Raw genomic sequence first — 16,599 nt, 5'->3', positions numbered from 1 at the left:
AATAAAATTAAAAGGTTATTTGAAATATCAATTCAATAGCCCTTAATTTTAGTTTCAAAATCACGCGTAACACGGCGAGATTTTGTCAGCTTGTTTTGAAATTTTTGTTGAAAAACAATCAACATAATCTCAAAAAAAGATGTGTAGATACCCATGCCTGTGGGAGAGGGTTAGGGAGAGGGTAAAACTTTCAATGCACCACGATTTTTCCCTCTCCCCAGCCCTCTCTCCCAAAGGAGAGGGGGGTTAGATTGCTGTATCTCAACTATTTCAGGCAGTATTTCATTTTTTGTAGGGTAGTGAAAGGCAGCCTGAAAAACAATCATATCATTTACGCCATAGATTTTCATGCACATTCTGATGTTGCTGATAATTCAATTGTAAGGCGCGTTGTTGGATTTGCTGAACACGGTCGGCAGTTGCGGGGTGGGTGCTGAACCATGCAATGCGATTGCCGCCGTATTCCTGCTCAATTTGCGTGAGTACGGCGAATAAATCATGTGCGCCTTGCGTGTTGCCATAATGTTTCTGGGTCGCGTCCAGTGCGGCGGCATCGGCGGCGTATTCCAATTCACGGCTGTAACGCAAACCTTCCATATTCGCCAACATCTGTATTTGCGTGTCATTGCCAAACATCGCCGCCACCATACTATAGAGCAAATTGCGCGACATGGCTCGTAAAGGGTCGCGGTGTTTAATATGCGCCATTTCGTGTGCCAACACGGTGGCGACACTTTCTTCATTCGGCAAACGCGACAGCAAACCGCGATACATCACAATATTGCCGCCAAACGTAGCAAAAGCATTGGGCGTGTCGTCTAGGTTGTAATACACGGTAATGCTGTTTTCAGGCAGCCCCATGTGTGGCGCAAGCTGGTTGGCAAGTTTTTGTAATTTTTCATCTTTTTGAAAATTTTTATGTTCATCAAAATGCGTTTGTACAAAACTGAACCAATTTCTTTCACGCTGCAAACTGATGGTGTGCGGCAAACTCCACACAATCGCCTCCACCAATAAAACCACCACCACCACAGTCAGCAAAAAATAACCCAATAACGCACGAATTTCGCCAAACTGGTAAGCATCGTGCGAGATATTGGGATTTTTGCTTTCGTCAAATTTCGGGTCGCCCCATTCCATGATTATGCTTTCGGTTTTTGGATAATTTTGCCAGCCGTGCCATAAGCCAGCACTTCTACGGTGGCGTTTTGAGCGGCTTGGCGTGGGTCGTGGATATTGCCGAGCGTGGCGGTTTCCAGTTTCACATTTAAAATGAGATTTGCACCGTGTTCTTCGGCTTGAGCTTTCATGCGCAAGATGGCTTCGCGGCGAGCGCGGTCAAGCAAACTTTCGTAACTGCGCACATTGCCACCAAAAAAGTTGCGAAAACCCGCTAAAAATCGGGTAAACGCATTGCTGGACACCACCACGCTGCCCACCACCAAATGTTGGTCGCAAAATACTCTGGGTGGACGTTTGACGGGGATAACTCTGATGTGGCGCAATTCGTCTTCACGCGCCAAAATGCTGGCGTAATGCTTTTTCTCATCGCGGCTGCCTGTAAAATAGGCAACAATCAGCACAATGAAAAAAATAATCCAACCCGCAAATTCCGCAATCAAATCTTGAATAGACATGACAACACCTTTGTTTTATTTAGATTATTCAATCACCACCGCCGTGCCATAAGCAAAAATTTCCGCCGCTCCAGCCGCCACCGATGATGTGGAGAAACGCACATTAATCACGGCATTTGCGCCCACCTGTTTGGCTTGTTCCATCATGCGTTCAATGGCTTCATCGCGTGATTCGTTGAGCAATTCGGTGTAGCCTTTTAATTCGCCGCCGAAAATGTTTTTCAAACCTGCCATAAAATCACGCCCTGCGTGTTTGGCACGCACGGTTGAGCCTTGCACCAAGCCGATATGACGGACAATTTTGCGGTCGGGGAGATATTCCAAATTGGTAATTAACATGGTGAAATCCTTTTTAAATTGGAGGAAATGATTTCAGGCAGCCTGAAAGATTTGATGTTAAACAAAATAGCCGTGTACGTCCACTCTAAAATTTTCAAATCAGGCAGCCTGAAAAATAAACTTGTTTACTTTGTTATGGGGAGGGTAGAATAGCGTCCTTTTCACAATTTTACTTTTTTTTACAGGATTTTTTCATGAAAGCCCCCCGACAATTCGGTCAGCACCGATTAACCACACACAAATCCAAACGCTTGATGATACTCTGGTTTGCCATTTTTGCTTTACCTGTATGGGTGTTGTTTGATTCATGGCTGGAAAACAAAAATCCGCATATGTGGTTTTTCATGTTTCTGCTGTACGCGCCCGCTTTGTATATGTTGGCAAGTTGCTTGCGTTCACGTTTGCACATTTACGAAAATGGCTTGATTTATCAATCGCTTTTTGGCACAAAAACCCTTGCATTCAAACCGAATATGCAGATGTACATCACGCGCGTTCAAGAAAGAATGTATGGCGTGAACACCGCGCGACACGTTGCCGTGCGATTGGTGCAAAAAGATGAAGACATCAAAATTCCGTCTTCATTTTTGAATATGGAAGAAGTGATTGAAATTTTGCTGGATTATCAAGCCAATACCATGTTGCCCGCCATGACCCAAGCGTTTAATGAAGGCAAAACCTTGAATTTTGGCGCGATTAAATTGAACAACCGCATGATTAGCGTGAAAGACAAAAAATTCCCGTTTGACCAATTAAGCGATATTGAAGTGGAACGCGGCATATTGCGTTTTTACACGCACAACAATTCGGGCGGTTTGCTGCAAAAAGGCGCGGCGTATGTGGAATTGAGTAAAGTTGCCAATTTTGATGTGTTGAATCATTTGTTAAGCCATTCAGATGCGCTGGATGGTGAAGATGATGTGAAGATGTATTGACGTTTCAGGCTGCCTTTTATTACCCTACAAATTTTTGCTTGCCACCCACCTGTCCCCTCTCCTTTGGGAGAGGGTTAGGGAGAGGGAAAAGCAGGCACTGTGCCACGATTTACCCTCTCCCCAGCCCTCTCCCAAAGGAGAGGGAGTAGCTGGTGTATTTCAACGATTGTGGGCGATATTTTATTTTTGTAGGGTAGTGAAAGGCAGCCTGAAATTCAAATGGCATTTTTAACAGGCGACCAATCATCATAATCATCAAATGGTGTCCATAAATCAAACTGTTTCAAAAAGCCCCAAGGTTTTGGATAGCAAGCGTAGGGTGGGTACTCGCACCCACACAATTTCAATATGCCAAATCATTAAGCCATTATTTTCAGGCTGCCTGAAAATAAATTTTAATGAAAAACAATAAGTAATAGAATACGTGGGTGCAAGCACCTACTCTACGCTGCTAGATATTATTTGGGTATAAAATTTTATTTTCAATAAGGTTTATTATTAATAAATCATTAATTTTATTGATATAAAAATCAATTTCTTTAGTGCTTCTGGTTTCATCATCTAAAAAAACATTATTAAAGTATTTTTGGTTTATCTTGAAATTTGTAATTTTGGTTTTCACTCCCAAATTATTCATAATCTCAGTTGAAATAAATAAGACGATATTAATCTCAGAACTTGTATTTTTATTAAAATACTTAATTTTTTTTGACACCCATAAGCTATTAAATTCTCCTATCCAGAATGAAAAAACCATATGAAAATTTTCTGTTTCTTCTTTTAAATTTACGTTGAAATTATTTTCAATAATCTCAATGAAATTTTTAAATTGATTTGTATGTACATCAGTTAGTGAAAAACCAATTATATTATTGATATAATTAAAATGATATTTTACCAAGTGCATTTATTTCTCCTATACCTACTATTAAATTTGTAAGCAAGTATAGAGTGCGCCATGCGCACCGAATTTCCACCGCATTTTATTTTTGCGTGAGAAATCGGTGTGCACGGCGCACCCTACATTTGGCTTTACCCATTCTGAATCACACGCGCCACCAAAGCCTTATCGCGTCCGTGCATATTCGGGATTTGCACCTGAATGCCATTGCCAGCCGCCACATCGGTTTCCACGCCTTTGCGTTTCATTTTGTCCAACACAATTAATTGGTTGCCACTTGGGTGGATAATCTCCAAAGTATCGCCCACCGAAAATTTGTTTTTCACATCAATGGTCGCCCAGCCTTCTGCGTCAATTTCGGTAATTTGTCCAACAAACTGGCTTTGTTTCGCAATGGAATGTCCGTACAAATAATTTTGGTATTCCTGCGTTTGGTGGCGTTCCAAAAAGCCCGATGTGTAACCGCGATTTGCCAAGCCTTCCAATTCGGCTAACAGGCTGTAATCAAATGGTTTTCCTGCCACCGCGTCATCAATCGCTTTGCGATAAGCCTGCGCCACACGCGCCACATAGTAAACCGACTTGGTGCGCCCTTCCACTTTCAGGCTGTCCACGCCAATTTCAGCCAGTTTTGCCACTTGCTCAATCGCGCGTAAGTCTTTGGAATTCATGATGTAAGTGCCGTGTTCGTCTTCCATAATCGGCATGAGTTCGTTGGGGCGATTGGCTTCTTCAATCAAGAAAACTTTATCGGCATAGGGGTGGCGTTTTTGACCGTTAATGCCTTCAAAAGCGGCATTTGCATCTTCTTGTGCTTGATGAAAATTGAATCCTTTCAACAGTTTGGCATCGCCCATTTCGTCCGTTTCCGTGTCGTGGACTTTGTAATCCCAACGGCAAGAATTGGTGCAAGTGCCTTGATTGGGGTCGCGGTGATTGAAATAACCCGATAATAAACAACGACCTGAATAAGCAATGCACAACGCGCCATGCACAAACACTTCCAATTCAATATCGGGGCATTGCTGGCGGATTTCGGCAATTTCTTCCAAACTCAATTCGCGCGACAAAATAATGCGTTCCACGCCAATGTTTTGCCAAAATTTCACGCCCCAATAATTGGTGGTATTGGCTTGCACGGAAAGATGAATGGGCATTTCGGGATAATGTTCGCGCATCATCATGATTAAGCCTGCGTCCGCCATAATCATCGCGTCAGGTTTCATGGCAACGAGCGGCGCGATGTCGTTCATAAACGTTTTCAGTTTGGAATTGTGCGGAATGGTGTTCACGGTTAGGAAAAACTTTTTGCCACGCGCATGGGCTTCGCTGATGCCTTGTTGTAAAACGTCCAGTTTGGCAAATTCATTGTTACGCGCGCGCAAAGAATAGCGTGGCGAACCTGCGTAAACCGCGTCTGCGCCAAAATCGTAGGCAGCGCGCATGCGTTCCAAGCCGCCTGCGGGGAGAAGTAATTCGGGGGATTTCATGTGTGTTCGTCTTTCTATTTAAATTAAATATTTTCAGGCAGCCTGAAACGCAATTTATCTGCTTTCAGGCTGCCTGAAAAAGTGAATTAAAGGCTTGCGAATTATCGTCTTTTTTCGGTTTTCGGTCAATTTTCAGGCTGCCTGAAAAGCTTATTCTTCCGCAAAATCATTTTCTGCCAAACCTGCAAACCAATCGCCCACAACCGCTTCCACTTCATCAATACCCTGTTTTTTCAAACTGGAAAACAATTGCACCGACACTGCTTGGCGTTCCGCAAATGGTTTGAGCTGTTTTTTCACTTCCGCCAGCGTTTTGATTTGCTCATTTTTGGACAATTTGTCGGCTTTAGACAACAAAATATGCACAGGTCTTTGCGTTAGCGCAAAAAAGTCCAACATTTGAATATCTAGGGCTTTGAGTGGGTGGCGTGCGTCCATAATTAACACTAAACCAATCAATTGTTTACGCGTTTGCAAATAATCGCCCAATAATTTTACCCAATGCGCGCGCACCGCTTCAGGCACTTGCGCGTAGCCGTAGCCTGGTAAATCCACCATAAAATGCCCATTGGCAAGCTCAAAAAAGTTAATATGCTGCGTTCTGCCGGGGGTTTTGGAAACGTAGGCTAGGCGAACATGGTTGCACAATGTATTGATTGCGCTGGATTTTCCAGCATTGCTGCGCCCCACAAACGCAATTTCTGCGGGCGTGTCGGGCAAATCTTTTAAATGATTGACGGTGGTAAAGAATTTGGCGTTTTGAAATAAATTCATGGTTTTCTCGTTAATTAAATTTGGTATAATTTGGAAATTCTGCGTTCAGGCGCATTTTATCCGAACCTGTGGATTTTCAAAATTATATCAAAGGAACACAAATGAAACGTTTTACTTTATTGGCAGCGATGTTTTTAGCGGGTTCGGTGTATGCCGCACCTGCAGCAGATTTGGCAAAAGGCAAACAAATCGCCGAGAAAGTGTGCGCAGCTTGCCACGCCGCAGACGGCAATAGCGGCATTGCCATGTACCCCAAATTATCCGCACAACACGCCGATTTTATTTTCCGCGAAACCAAAGCCATCAAAGAAGGCAAACGCACCACTGGCTCTGCTGCCGCAATGGCACCTATGGTACAAAATTTGAGCGATGAAGACATTCGCAATGTGTCCGCTTATTACGCCAAACAAAATCCAAAAGCAGGTGAAGCCAACCCAAAACAAAATCCAGCTTTGGGTGCGAAAATTTACCGCGCGGGCATTCCTGAAAAACGCGTTCCTGCATGTATGTCCTGCCACAGTCCCAATGGTGCGGGCACACCAGGTGGCGGCACGGCGGTTACCGCATTCCCACGTTTGGGCGGACAACACGCCAGCTATGTTGCCGACCAATTGAAAAATTATGCAACAGGCAAACGCGTTAGCCCCAACAGCATGATGGAAGACATCGCCAAACGCATGAACGAAGAAGAAATGCAAGCGGTGGGTAACTATATTCAAGGTTTGCAATAATTTGATTTAATTAGATTATTTTAATTCAGGCAGCCTGAAAATATGGACAAACATATTTTCAGGCTGCCTAATTTTTACCTCCGCCCAAAAATCGCCGTCCCCACCCGCACCATCGTCGCGCCACACTCAATCGCCACCGCCATATCGCCGCTCATGCCCATAGACAAGGTGTCGGCTTGCGGCGCGATGGTTTGCAGTTGGCGCAATAAATCTGCCATCTGATTGAATTGTTGGCGCAAAATATGGTCGTCTGCCGTTGCCGCCGCCACGCACATTAAGCCGCGCAAATGAATATTGGGCAAATCCAAAATTTGCTGGGCGAGCGGCAATAATTCATCGGGGCGAATACCGTGTTTCGCGGTTTCATTGGCGATGTTGATTTCTATGCAAATTTGTAGCGGTGGCAAATGGGCTGGGCGTTGCGCGTTCAAGCGTTGCGCGATTTTCACGCGGTCTAGCGTGTGCAGCCAATGGGCGTGTTCGGCAACGGTGCGGGTTTTGTTGGACTGAATATTGCCAATAATATGCCAATTAATTTCTGGACAATCCGTCAGTTGCCCGATTTTTTCTTGCCATTCTTGAATGTAATTTTCGCCGAAAGCGCGTTGTCCGTGCGCGTACAATTCACGAATGGCGGCGGCTGGAAAAGTTTTGCTGACGGCAATCAATTGCACGCTGCCTGAAAGTCGTTGGGCGGCGGTTTCGGCGGCGCGGATTTGGTTTAGAATGTGTTGGCGGTTTTGTTCTAGTATATTCATTTGATTGGATTTTTGTGAATTTTAATGGGGTGAAATGGCTTTCAGGCTGCCTGAAAATATAAATCTTCGTTAAAATAACCGTTTTTTCTTTGAGCTGCAACCATGACCGCCACACTCGTGATTTTTTCGGGTGGACAAGATTCCACCACCTGCCTATTTCAAGCCATCGCCGAATACGGTGTCGCCAATGTCCAAACCATCACATTCGCCTACGGGCAACGCCACAGCATTGAATTAGAACGCGCCGCATGGATTGCGCGAGATTTGGGCGTGAAACAAACTGTGTTGGATTTATCGCTGATTTCAGGCATCACCAACAACGCGCTGATGGACAACACCGCCGAAATTGACACTTCAGGCAGCCTGCCCAATACTTTTGTGGACGGGCGTAACGCCTTGTTTTTACTGTATGCTGCCATTTACGCCAAATCGCAAAATATTAAAGAGATTTTTGTGGGCGTGTGCGAAACCGATTTTTCGGGCTATCCAGATTGCCGTGATGTGTTTGTCAAATCCATGAACGTGAGTTTGAATTTGGCGATGGCATACGATTTTAATATTCGTACCCCATTGATGTATTTAACCAAAAAAGAAACATGGGCATTGGCGGACAAATTGGGCGTGTTTGATTATATTCGCCAACACACCCACACTTGCTATTTGGGCGTGGACGGCGGTTGCCACGAATGCCCAAGCTGCTTGTTGCGCGAAAAAGGTTTAAGCGAATATTTGGCGGAGCGGACGTAAATTGATTTTCAGGCAGCCTGAAAATCATTTTTTCAATTTAATCAACACAATAACCCTATGGCACACTATGCAATTGGCGACCTACAAGGTTGCTACACCGAACTCACAAAATTACTCCAACTGATTGATTTTAATCACGGTACAGACACACTCTGGCTGGTCGGCGACATCGTCAATCGCGGCACACACTCACTGGAATGCCTACAATTTTGTATGCAGCACGAAAGCAGCGTACAAATTGTGTTGGGCAACCATGATTTACACCTGCTCGCCGTATCCTACGGTTTTGGCAAACTCAAACGCCGCGACACGCTCATGCCCATTTTGCAACACAGCGAATTGCCCAAAATGCGCGATTGGTTACGCCACCAGCCACTTTTGCGCCACACCGACACCCATGTTTTGGTACACGCAGGCATTTTGCCCGAATGGAATGTGAATCAAGCCATTGATTTATCAAAAGAAGTTCAGGCTGCCTTACGCGAAAATCCGCAACATTATTTCGCCAATATGTATGGCAATCAACCCGACAGATGGTCGCCCGATTTGCAAGGCGATGAGCGTTTGCGCTTGATTACCAATGTGTTTACCCGAATGCGCGTTTTGACCCAAAATCAGGCATTAGACCATGATTTTAAACAAGAATATGCCGATATTCCGCCCACACATTTCGCGTGGTTTGACGCACCCCATCGGGCGCATTTGAGCCACAAAATTGTGTTTGGGCATTGGTCGGCGTTGGGCTATCGCAATGAGAAAAATGTGCTGGCTTTGGACACGGGCGCGTTGTGGGGCGGACAATTGACGGCGGTGGATTTAGCCAGCGAAAAAATCTTTCAAATTCAAAGTGAAAGTAAGGCAGATTGGCGTGAATAAATCATTTTCAGGCTGCCTGAAATTTTTTTACATGGAAAATGTAATTTTCGCTTGCACTCACGGACATTTTTGCGTTTAATTCGCGCTTGCCGACCAACGTGTTTGGAATTAGGTAATCTTCCGAACGGCAAAACACTTTATTTTGAACCCCATCCTTTTAAAAGGAAAACAAAAAATGAATAAAAAAACACTGTTGGTTTCCGTGATTGCTGCTGCGGTTTTGGCGGCTTGCGGAGGTTCAAATCAGAAATCGGATAACGCGAATGCGGCTGCTTCAGGTGCTGCGCCAACCGCCGCAGCCGCAACAGACGAGTTAAACATCTATGTTTGGTCGGATTACAGCGACCCTGCCACCGTGAAAGCCTTTGGCGAGCAAAATAAAATTGCCGTAACCGAAGCCTATTACGATAGCAATGAAGTATTGGAAGCCAAAGTTTTGACAGGCAAATCAGGTTATGATTTGACTGCGCCATCTTTGTCCAATGTGGGTCGCCAAATCAAAGCAGGTGCGTATCAAAAAATTGATAAAAATCAAATTCCTAATTATCAAAATATTGACCCTAAATTATTGAAATTGATGGCGCAAGTGGACGCTGGCAATGAATACGCCGTGCCGTATTTCTGGGGCATTAACACATTAGCGATTAACACGGATTTGGTGAAAAAAGCATTGGGCAGCGACAAATTGCCTGAAAATGAATGGGATTTGGTGTTCAAACCCGAATACACGGCGAAATTAAAATCGTGCGGCATTAGCTTTTTTGATAGCCCAACGGAACAAATTCCTTTGGTATTGAAATACTTGGGCAAAAATCCAAACAGCGAAGACCCAGCCGATATTCAGGCTGCCTTTGATTTGTTGAAAACCACCCACAAAGACGTGAAACGCTATTCTTCATCAGGTTATATTGAAAACTTGGCGGGCGGCGAATTGTGCGTGTCCATCGGCTACGGCGGCGATTTGAACATCGCCAAACGCCGTGCAGCCGAAGCAGGCGGCAAAGTAAACATCAGCGTTTTGACCCCGAAAACAGGCGTGGGCATTTGGATTGACTCGTTTATGATTCCCAAAGACGCGAAAAATGTTGCCAACGCGCATAAATACATCAATTACACTTTAGAGCCCAAAGTGGCAGCGCAAAATGGCGATTTTGTAACCTACGCGCCAGCCGCCGCAGGTGCGCGTCAACTGATGAAACCTGAATTTGCCAACGACACGTCTATTTTCCCGACCGATGAAGTGAAAGCCAACAGTTTTGTGGTGTTACCAAAATCGGCAGACGCAGTGAAATTGCAAACGAAATTGTGGCAGGCTTTAAAAGCTGGTAAATAATTGAATGAACAAAATATAGGCAGCCTGAAAAAGTTTTCAGGCTGCCTGTTTATTTATTTGGCTTGAAAATGGGCAAATTCGGTCAAAAAATTATTCAACATTTCGCGCCCAAATTCGGTCAATAAACCTTCGGGGTGAAATTGCACGCCTTCAATCGCAAAATCGCGGTGGCGCACGCCCATGATTTCGCCGTCTTCCGTCCATGCCGTGATGTATAAATGCTCGGGCAAGGATTCGCGCTCAATCACAAGGCTATGATAACGCGTGCAAATCACAGGATTGGGCAAATCACGGAACACACCTGTGTTGTGGTGAAACACGGGCGATGTTTTGCCGTGCATTAAGGTTTTGGCGCGAATCACTTTGCCGCCAAAGGCTTCGCCGATGGCTTGGTGTCCCAAACACACGCCCAAAATCGGCAGTTTGCCTGCAAAATGCTGCATAGCCGCCACCGAAATACCCGCTTCTTTGGGCGTACAAGGACCGGGCCCAATGACCAAATATTGCGGTTGCAGCGCGGCAATTTCGTCCAAAGTGATTTCGTCATTGCAACGCACCAGCACTTCTTGACCCAATTCGCCAAAATATTGCACGATATTGTAGGTAAAGCTATCGTAATTATCTATAAATAAAAGCATTTTTTGACTTTCTTTGGTAAACTAATTTTGCAAACGCACTAATTTAACCATCAAACCCAAACCCAATAAGGATTGCAACAAATGAAACACGCTGGACACGCCATGCCACACTTTAAATGAACCACTCAACCAGTTCGCCAATAAGGTCGTCTCGCCAGCTTTGAGCGCGGCAATGGTGGGAGTAATCGCAAATTCGCTAATGGCAAACAAAGCCAACAACACGCACACCAGCACACGCACACGTTTGTCGCCCGAACCCAATTCCCACGCAGAGCGCCGTTTCAGCACCACCAAAATCACCAGCCACGCCAATAATCCCATATAATTAGATACATGGAATAATTGCCCCGCCAATTGTCCCGCCACCATTTTGTCTAAATTGGCAAACAAAATCGGCGCAACCACATAGCCAAACCCCAATTGCACCCCAAGCCACACGCTCAACAATAAAGCCGCGATACGTTTCATGTTTCAAACCTTTCAGGCTGCCTGAATATTATTCAGCCGCTTCAGTATCGGGGCTGGTGTTGTTGAAAATGGGGGGATTTTTTGCCAATTCGTCCGCGATTTTGTCCAAAATACTGTTGATAAATTTGTGGCTGTCTGTGCCGCCAAATGTTTTGGTGATTTCAATCGCTTCGTTAATCACAACGGCGCGGGGTGTTTCGGGCATGGCGTGTAATTCGTGGGTTGCCATCAGCAAAATCGCGCGTTCAATGGGATTAACCAATTTTTCATCGCGGTCAAGATGGGGGCGAATCGCCATCATGTATGGCACCTGATTAGATAAAGCCCCAAAAAACAACTGGTTAAATAATTCAGAATCCGCCCGTTTAAAATCTGTGTGTTCGCGCGAATAATTGGCGATTTCGGGGGCGGCTTTTTGATTCAATGCCGCTTGATACAAGGCTTGTACCGCAAATTCTCGTGCGCGGCGGCGTGGGGATTTGTATGGTTTTTTGTCCGTCATGTTCATTTGTTCCATTTTATTTTGAATAATATTCAGGCAGCCTGAAATTTAATCTTCCGCCAATTCGCGCAATAAATTCGCCATTTCCACCGCCACTACTGCCGCTTCGCTGGCTTTTTCCTGAATGCGGACATGGGCTTGCTCATCATTTTCGGTGGTTAAAATCGCATTAGCAATCGGAATATTGAAATCCAAACCGACACGCGTTACGCCTGCGCCCGATTCATTTGCCACCAATTCAAAATGATAAGTCTCACCGCGAATCACCGCGCCAAACGCCAACAAAGCGTCAAATTCATCACGCGCCGCCAAATTTTGCAACGCCAAAGGCACTTCCAACGCGCCCGCCACCGTTACCAAAGTGATGTTCTCATCGGCAACGCCCAATGACAACAATTTTTGCCGCGCCACTTCCACCATTGCGCTGCCAATTTCATTGCTAAAACGTGCTTGCACAATACCGATTGTTAAATCTTTGCCATTTAAATTTGGGGTGATGGTTTTCATTATTTAATCCTTGTTTTATCTATAGAAATATAATAGAGATATATTTTCAGGCTGCCTGAAAAAAATCAATCTTGCGGCGACCAATCCGCCACCGCCACAAACTGTTCTGTTTCATCGTCCCATTCCCACGCACCTTCCGTGTTGCCCATAAGCGGCGTGATTTCGGGGTGATTGTCCAAAATGGTGCTTAATAATACCGTGTCAAAATTGTCTGTATTGTCAGCAAATTCATCGTCTTCCGCGCCGCTAAATATGCGCCAGCCGCTATCTTGTTCAAACACCGCCGCCTCACGATACAAAAAACCAATTGCCGCGCCATCGTCCAATACCTGACGGCTCACAATCGCATATTCCAAAGCCGCAGACAGGGCTTGAGCAAAAGGGTTCATGCTAAAATCCAACAGAAACAAAATGAAAACGCTAATTATACGACACTTTCGCAAAAATCTAAAAAATACCATGCCAAATAGCGCAATTTATGGCATAATCCCAGCCTTAAATTTCGGAGTTTACGCGGGGTAAGGTGGTTTTCTATTTTGCTCGGTAAACTTGTCTCCGCCGCAAGGCATTATTTTTTAGGACTTTAAACATGGCTCTGACCGTAGAACAAAAAGCGCAAATCGTTAAAGATTTCCAACGCAAAGAAGGCGATACTGGCTCTTCTGAAGTACAAATCGCATTATTGACTTTCCGTATCAATGACTTGACGCCACATTTCAAGGCAAACCCAAAAGACGTACACAGCCGTCGTGGTTTGTTGAAAATGGTGAGCGCACGTCGTCGTTTGTTGGCGTATTTGCGCCGCACTGACGCGGATACCTATCGCAATGTGATTACTCGCTTGGGCTTGCGTAAATAATTTCGCGCTTTTTTTAATAAGGCTGTCTGAAAAGTATTTTTTCAGACAGTTTTTTTATTGTTTATATTCAGAAAATATGGCTATTTAATTTGTGCCAGATTGATTTGTGTCAGAAAAAGGCAGCCTGAATGTATTTTCAGGCTGCCTTTATTTTAAATTTAAGCAAATTTCTGTTAATATCCCTGTTTTATTATGATATGTTTCCCCGTGAAGGAATGTTTAATGAAGTCCATTATCACGACTAAATTAAAACAGGCGATTGATGCCTATGATTCGGGCAATTTTGCCATCGCCCACCCCTTGTTTTTGCAAGCGGCGCAACAAAAATCCACCATCGCACAATTTCATTTGGGCAAAATGTATGAACACGGTCAGGGTGTGAACCAAGATTATGTTCAGGCTGCCAATTATTTCCGCCAAGCGGCGGAACGTGGCTACCCACCCGCACAAGCGAAATTGGGCGAATTTTATGCCAATGGCTTGGGTTTGCCGATGGATTATCGTCAAGCTGCCGAGTGGTTTAATAAAGCCGCCGACCAGCAAGACAAAACGCCTGAACACCGTTTGGCAGAAGCCTGTGCGGCGTATGAAGCGGAAGATTTTGACAGCGCATTGTCCGCCTTTCAAGAATTGGCACAGGAAGAAGACGCGGTGGCGCAATACCATTTGGGCGAATTGTATGCACATGGCAGAGGCGTGAACGCAGACGCGGAACTCGCCGCCGATTGGTATCAATTGGCAGCCAATCAGGATTATGTGCCAGCACAAGTGCGTTTGGGTAGAATGTTTGCCAATGGCGATGGCGTGGCGCAAGATTATCGTGTGGCGGCTGAATGGTTGATGAAAGCAGCGGAACAGGAAGCAAATAATCACACAACTTTATTGCAACAAGCGCAAGTGGCGTATCGTCAAAATGATTATGGTACGGCTTTGCCTGTGTTGGAAAAATTGGCAAATGAAGGCGTGGACGAAGCGCAATATTTGCTCGGCACCATGTACACACATGGCTATGCGGTAGAGCAAAATGCGGAACAATCAACCAATTGGTATTTTCAGGCTGCCAAACAGGGACACCCTGCGGCTTTGTCTATGATTCGTGATTTGGCGGTGAAGCATTCGCAACCTTTGGCGATGTATGATTTGGGCGAATTGTATGGTCAGGCTTTGGGCGTGGCGCAAGACGATGTGCAGGCTGCTGATTGGTATTTGCGTGCGGCGCAACGTGGTTATTTGCCTGCGCAAATTCGCATGGGGCAATTGTATGCCGAAGGTCGTGGCGTGGCGCAGGATTTCTTGCAAGCGTCTGCGTGGTACGGCAAAGTGGCACACGCCAATGCGGTGGAACAAGCGCAAAGTGCATTTGATGAACAAGAGCGTTTGCAAGCACATACACCAACTGTGTCGTCCAACACCAGCGTGGCGGAAATGACCAGCAAACCCACCATCGTGCAAAATGTGATGCCTGTGATTAGGGTTAGCTCATCGGTTACGCCTGTTGTCAAAACAGAACCCATGGTGGTGGCTACTACCTCTGTAACGGCGGAAACTGCACCTGAAATCGCACCTGTGTCAGAGATTCAGCCAGAAGAAACGGTTGCCAGCGAACCATCTGCACCCGAAATCCCCACCCCTTCTGATGACGCAGCCATCAATAATGGCGAAGAACCTGAAGTGATTAATGCGGCAGATTTGTTGCAACAAGCAGCAGAAACACCCGAAGAAGACACGGAAACCGAGCCTAAAGTAGATGAAGCCAAACAAGCGGAAGATTTTGCCCATGCGATGAAATTGTATGAACAACAAGATTTTCAGGCTGCCTTCCCCTTGTTAAAAGAATTATCGGAACAAGGTCATGCGGACAGTCAATATCATTTGGGTACTTTGTATGCCAATGGTTGGGGCGTGGAGCAAGACGAACGGCAAGCCGCCGTATTCTATTTGAAAGCCGCCGACCAAGAACACACAGTCGCGCAATACAATTTGGGCGTGTGCTATGCCAAAGGTTTGGGCATTATGGAAAACTTGCCTGAAGCGGTGGTGTGGTACACCAAAGCGGCGAAAGCGGGTTACGCGCCTGCTCAAAACAATTTGGGCGAGCTGTACACCAATGGCTCTGGCGTGGCGCAAGATTACGCGCAGGCTGCCGAATGGTTTGAAAAAGCCGCCGAACAGGGCGATGATATTGCCCAATACAATTTGGGTTTGGCGTATGCCTATGGTCGCGGTGTGGTGCAAGACGATGCCAAAGCAATTGAGTATACATTGAAATCTGCCGAACAGGGCAATGTGATTGCGCAATACAATTTGGGCGTGCGCTACGAAAGCGGTCAAGGCGTGGCGCAAGATTATGTTCAGGCTGCCAATTGGTACACCAAAGCCGCCGAACAAGGCAATCCAAGCGCACAAAACAATTTGGGTTTACTCTATGCCGATGGCAATGGTGTCGCCAAAGACACCAATAAAGCCGCCGATTGGTGTGAACGTGCCGCCGAGCAAGGTCATGCAGACGCACAATTCAACTTGGGCTTGCTGTATGCACAAAGCAGCGACAGCGTAGAAGGACAACGCCAAGCCGCCGCGTGGTACACCAAAGCAGCAGAACAAGGGCATTCGGGCGCACAAAACAATTTGGCAATCGCCTATTTCAACGGCTGGGGCGTGGAGCAAAACCACGAGCAAGCGATTGTGTGGTATCGCGCCGCCGCCGAACAAGGCGTGGTGGCTGCACAATATGGTTTGGGCTGGTTGTATTTCCACAGCTCGCCGCCCAACTATGAATTAGCCGAACAATGGTGGCAAGAAGCAGTAAAACAAGGCGACCAAAACGCACAACGTGGTTTGGACGAATTGGCAAAACGCCGTGCGGTTTAATTTTTAAATTGAATGATTTAATCTGTTGATAAAATCATCAGGCAGCCTGAAAACTCTTGAAGTGGGTTTTCAGGCTGCCTTGTTTGGTTTTGGGCAATATGAATGCGGGGGAAAACGTGTTCTATAGTCGCAGAACTGAAAAAGCAGTACGGCGTTGCCAACGCCCTTATGTACTATTCGTACACGGCGGGCGTTGTCGCCTTGTACTGCATTTTCATTTCTACGACTATATT

The 16,599-nt window shown here is 45.7% G+C and carries 19 protein-coding genes; 7 read left to right on the top strand and 12 right to left on the bottom strand.

The annotated features are described in order from the left end of the window. Window positions 1-327: 327 nt before the first annotated feature. Genes Q338_RS08710 through Q338_RS08700 form a run of 3 tightly spaced genes read right to left on the bottom strand, consistent with a single transcriptional unit; the run spans window position 328 to window position 1,976 of the window. A complete protein-coding gene (locus Q338_RS08710; protein ID WP_034294312.1) occupies window positions 328-1,140 on the bottom strand; it encodes a M48 family metallopeptidase in 813 nt (270 codons plus the stop codon). Window positions 1,141-1,142: 2 nt separating this feature from the next. After that, entirely contained in the window at window positions 1,143-1,637 is a 495-nt protein-coding gene (locus Q338_RS08705; RefSeq protein ID WP_051968571.1) for a YbjQ family protein, read from the bottom strand. Window positions 1,638-1,661: 24 nt separating this feature from the next. Further along, window positions 1,662-1,976 (bottom strand): YbjQ family protein, encoded by a 315-nt coding sequence (locus tag Q338_RS08700; protein ID WP_034294309.1) that lies wholly within the window; start codon window positions 1,974-1,976, stop codon window positions 1,662-1,664. A gap of 194 nt (window positions 1,977-2,170) precedes the next feature. Here Q338_RS08700 and Q338_RS08695 point away from each other — a divergent pair, with 194 nt between their 5' ends. Continuing rightward, window positions 2,171-2,911 carry a DUF6585 family protein gene (locus tag Q338_RS08695; protein WP_034294306.1) on the top strand — a complete coding sequence of 247 codons (741 nt, stop codon included), beginning with the start codon at window positions 2,171-2,173 and terminating at the stop codon, window positions 2,909-2,911. A gap of 451 nt (window positions 2,912-3,362) precedes the next feature. Here the strand turns inward: Q338_RS08695 and Q338_RS08690 are convergent, their stop codons facing one another. The 3 genes from Q338_RS08690 to yihA form a co-directional block, all read right to left on the bottom strand. Further along, window positions 3,363-3,818 (bottom strand): hypothetical protein, encoded by a 456-nt coding sequence (locus Q338_RS08690; RefSeq protein ID WP_034294303.1) that lies wholly within the window; start codon window positions 3,816-3,818, stop codon window positions 3,363-3,365. 125 nt (window positions 3,819-3,943) lie between these two features. After that, on the bottom strand, window positions 3,944-5,302 hold the full coding sequence (trhP, locus tag Q338_RS08685; RefSeq protein ID WP_034294300.1) for a prephenate-dependent tRNA uridine(34) hydroxylase TrhP: 1,359 nt from the start codon (window positions 5,300-5,302) through the stop codon (window positions 3,944-3,946). 150 nt (window positions 5,303-5,452) lie between these two features. Beyond that, the gene (gene yihA, locus Q338_RS08680; RefSeq protein WP_034294298.1) at window positions 5,453-6,076 is read right to left on the bottom strand and encodes a ribosome biogenesis GTP-binding protein YihA/YsxC; all 624 of its coding nucleotides are present in this window, start codon (window positions 6,074-6,076) and stop codon (window positions 5,453-5,455) included. Between the two features lie 101 nt (window positions 6,077-6,177). Between yihA and Q338_RS08675 the strand changes: the two genes are divergently transcribed. Continuing rightward, entirely contained in the window at window positions 6,178-6,807 is a 630-nt protein-coding gene (locus tag Q338_RS08675) for a c-type cytochrome (RefSeq protein ID WP_034294296.1), read from the top strand. A gap of 74 nt (window positions 6,808-6,881) precedes the next feature. On the opposite strand, the gene Q338_RS08670 is transcribed toward Q338_RS08675, so the two are convergent. Further along, complete coding sequence (locus Q338_RS08670; protein ID WP_034294293.1) at window positions 6,882-7,565, bottom strand: YggS family pyridoxal phosphate-dependent enzyme; 684 nt, start codon at window positions 7,563-7,565, stop codon at window positions 6,882-6,884. Window positions 7,566-7,667: 102 nt separating this feature from the next. Here Q338_RS08670 and queC point away from each other — a divergent pair, with 102 nt between their 5' ends. The 3 genes from queC to Q338_RS08655 all read left to right on the top strand — a co-directional run bounded on the left by queC (window position 7,668) and on the right by Q338_RS08655 (window position 10,521). Then, window positions 7,668-8,312 carry a 7-cyano-7-deazaguanine synthase QueC gene (gene queC / locus Q338_RS08665; RefSeq protein WP_034294292.1) on the top strand — a complete coding sequence of 215 codons (645 nt, stop codon included), beginning with the start codon at window positions 7,668-7,670 and terminating at the stop codon, window positions 8,310-8,312. Between the two features lie 57 nt (window positions 8,313-8,369). Then, on the top strand, window positions 8,370-9,188 hold the full coding sequence (locus Q338_RS08660; protein ID WP_034294290.1) for a symmetrical bis(5'-nucleosyl)-tetraphosphatase: 819 nt from the start codon (window positions 8,370-8,372) through the stop codon (window positions 9,186-9,188). Window positions 9,189-9,363: 175 nt separating this feature from the next. Beyond that, a complete protein-coding gene (locus Q338_RS08655; protein WP_034294287.1) occupies window positions 9,364-10,521 on the top strand; it encodes a polyamine ABC transporter substrate-binding protein in 1,158 nt (385 codons plus the stop codon). Window positions 10,522-10,574: 53 nt separating this feature from the next. Here the strand turns inward: Q338_RS08655 and Q338_RS08650 are convergent, their stop codons facing one another. The 5 genes from Q338_RS08650 to Q338_RS08630 form a co-directional block, all read right to left on the bottom strand. Next, a complete protein-coding gene (locus tag Q338_RS08650) occupies window positions 10,575-11,159 on the bottom strand; it encodes an aminodeoxychorismate/anthranilate synthase component II (protein ID WP_034294285.1) in 585 nt (194 codons plus the stop codon). A 21-nt stretch (window positions 11,160-11,180) separates the two neighbouring features. Next, window positions 11,181-11,627 (bottom strand): DUF4149 domain-containing protein, encoded by a 447-nt coding sequence (locus tag Q338_RS08645; protein WP_034294283.1) that lies wholly within the window; start codon window positions 11,625-11,627, stop codon window positions 11,181-11,183. A 28-nt stretch (window positions 11,628-11,655) separates the two neighbouring features. Further along, on the bottom strand, window positions 11,656-12,129 hold the full coding sequence (gene nusB, locus Q338_RS08640; RefSeq protein ID WP_051968572.1) for a transcription antitermination factor NusB: 474 nt from the start codon (window positions 12,127-12,129) through the stop codon (window positions 11,656-11,658). Between the two features lie 48 nt (window positions 12,130-12,177). Next, on the bottom strand, window positions 12,178-12,636 hold the full coding sequence (gene ribH, locus Q338_RS08635) for a 6,7-dimethyl-8-ribityllumazine synthase (RefSeq protein WP_034294280.1): 459 nt from the start codon (window positions 12,634-12,636) through the stop codon (window positions 12,178-12,180). A 65-nt stretch (window positions 12,637-12,701) separates the two neighbouring features. Continuing rightward, window positions 12,702-13,025 carry a DUF2185 domain-containing protein gene (locus Q338_RS08630; protein WP_034294277.1) on the bottom strand — a complete coding sequence of 108 codons (324 nt, stop codon included), beginning with the start codon at window positions 13,023-13,025 and terminating at the stop codon, window positions 12,702-12,704. 200 nt (window positions 13,026-13,225) lie between these two features. Here Q338_RS08630 and rpsO point away from each other — a divergent pair, with 200 nt between their 5' ends. Continuing rightward, window positions 13,226-13,495, top strand: a complete 270-nt coding sequence (gene rpsO, locus Q338_RS08625) for a 30S ribosomal protein S15 (protein ID WP_034294274.1) — start codon at window positions 13,226-13,228, stop codon at window positions 13,493-13,495. Window positions 13,496-13,717: 222 nt separating this feature from the next. After that, entirely contained in the window at window positions 13,718-16,366 is a 2,649-nt protein-coding gene (locus Q338_RS13805; RefSeq protein ID WP_051968570.1) for an SEL1-like repeat protein, read from the top strand. Window positions 16,367-16,599: the final 233 nt, after the last annotated feature.

Origin of the sequence: Alysiella crassa DSM 2578 (assembly GCF_000745955.1) — a bacterium.
Lineage (GTDB): Bacteria > Pseudomonadota > Gammaproteobacteria > Burkholderiales > Neisseriaceae > Simonsiella > Simonsiella crassa.
The sequence above is the reverse complement of the archived record's forward strand: the minus strand, read 5'-3'. Positions and strand labels throughout refer to the sequence as shown.

Bases quoted from the DNA above. Each gene is read 5' to 3' on its own strand.
- Q338_RS08710 (WP_034294312.1), bottom strand. From the start codon at position 1,140: ATGGAATGGGGCGACCCGAAATTTGACGAAAGCAAAAATCCCAATATC.
- Q338_RS08705 (WP_051968571.1), bottom strand. From the start codon at position 1,637: ATGTCTATTCAAGATTTGATTGCGGAATTTGCGGGTTGGATTATTTTT.
- Q338_RS08700 (WP_034294309.1), bottom strand. From the start codon at position 1,976: ATGTTAATTACCAATTTGGAATATCTCCCCGACCGCAAAATTGTCCGT.
- Q338_RS08695 (WP_034294306.1), top strand. From the start codon at position 2,171: ATGAAAGCCCCCCGACAATTCGGTCAGCACCGATTAACCACACACAAA.
- Q338_RS08690 (WP_034294303.1), bottom strand. From the start codon at position 3,818: ATGCACTTGGTAAAATATCATTTTAATTATATCAATAATATAATTGGT.
- trhP (WP_034294300.1), bottom strand. From the start codon at position 5,302: ATGAAATCCCCCGAATTACTTCTCCCCGCAGGCGGCTTGGAACGCATG.
- yihA (WP_034294298.1), bottom strand. From the start codon at position 6,076: ATGAATTTATTTCAAAACGCCAAATTCTTTACCACCGTCAATCATTTA.
- Q338_RS08675 (WP_034294296.1), top strand. From the start codon at position 6,178: ATGAAACGTTTTACTTTATTGGCAGCGATGTTTTTAGCGGGTTCGGTG.
- Q338_RS08670 (WP_034294293.1), bottom strand. From the start codon at position 7,565: ATGAATATACTAGAACAAAACCGCCAACACATTCTAAACCAAATCCGC.
- queC (WP_034294292.1), top strand. From the start codon at position 7,668: ATGACCGCCACACTCGTGATTTTTTCGGGTGGACAAGATTCCACCACC.
- Q338_RS08660 (WP_034294290.1), top strand. From the start codon at position 8,370: ATGGCACACTATGCAATTGGCGACCTACAAGGTTGCTACACCGAACTC.
- Q338_RS08655 (WP_034294287.1), top strand. From the start codon at position 9,364: ATGAATAAAAAAACACTGTTGGTTTCCGTGATTGCTGCTGCGGTTTTG.
- Q338_RS08650 (WP_034294285.1), bottom strand. From the start codon at position 11,159: ATGCTTTTATTTATAGATAATTACGATAGCTTTACCTACAATATCGTG.
- Q338_RS08645 (WP_034294283.1), bottom strand. From the start codon at position 11,627: ATGAAACGTATCGCGGCTTTATTGTTGAGCGTGTGGCTTGGGGTGCAA.
- nusB (WP_051968572.1), bottom strand. From the start codon at position 12,129: ATGACGGACAAAAAACCATACAAATCCCCACGCCGCCGCGCACGAGAA.
- ribH (WP_034294280.1), bottom strand. From the start codon at position 12,636: ATGAAAACCATCACCCCAAATTTAAATGGCAAAGATTTAACAATCGGT.
- Q338_RS08630 (WP_034294277.1), bottom strand. From the start codon at position 13,025: ATGAACCCTTTTGCTCAAGCCCTGTCTGCGGCTTTGGAATATGCGATT.
- rpsO (WP_034294274.1), top strand. From the start codon at position 13,226: ATGGCTCTGACCGTAGAACAAAAAGCGCAAATCGTTAAAGATTTCCAA.
- Q338_RS13805 (WP_051968570.1), top strand. From the start codon at position 13,718: ATGAAGTCCATTATCACGACTAAATTAAAACAGGCGATTGATGCCTAT.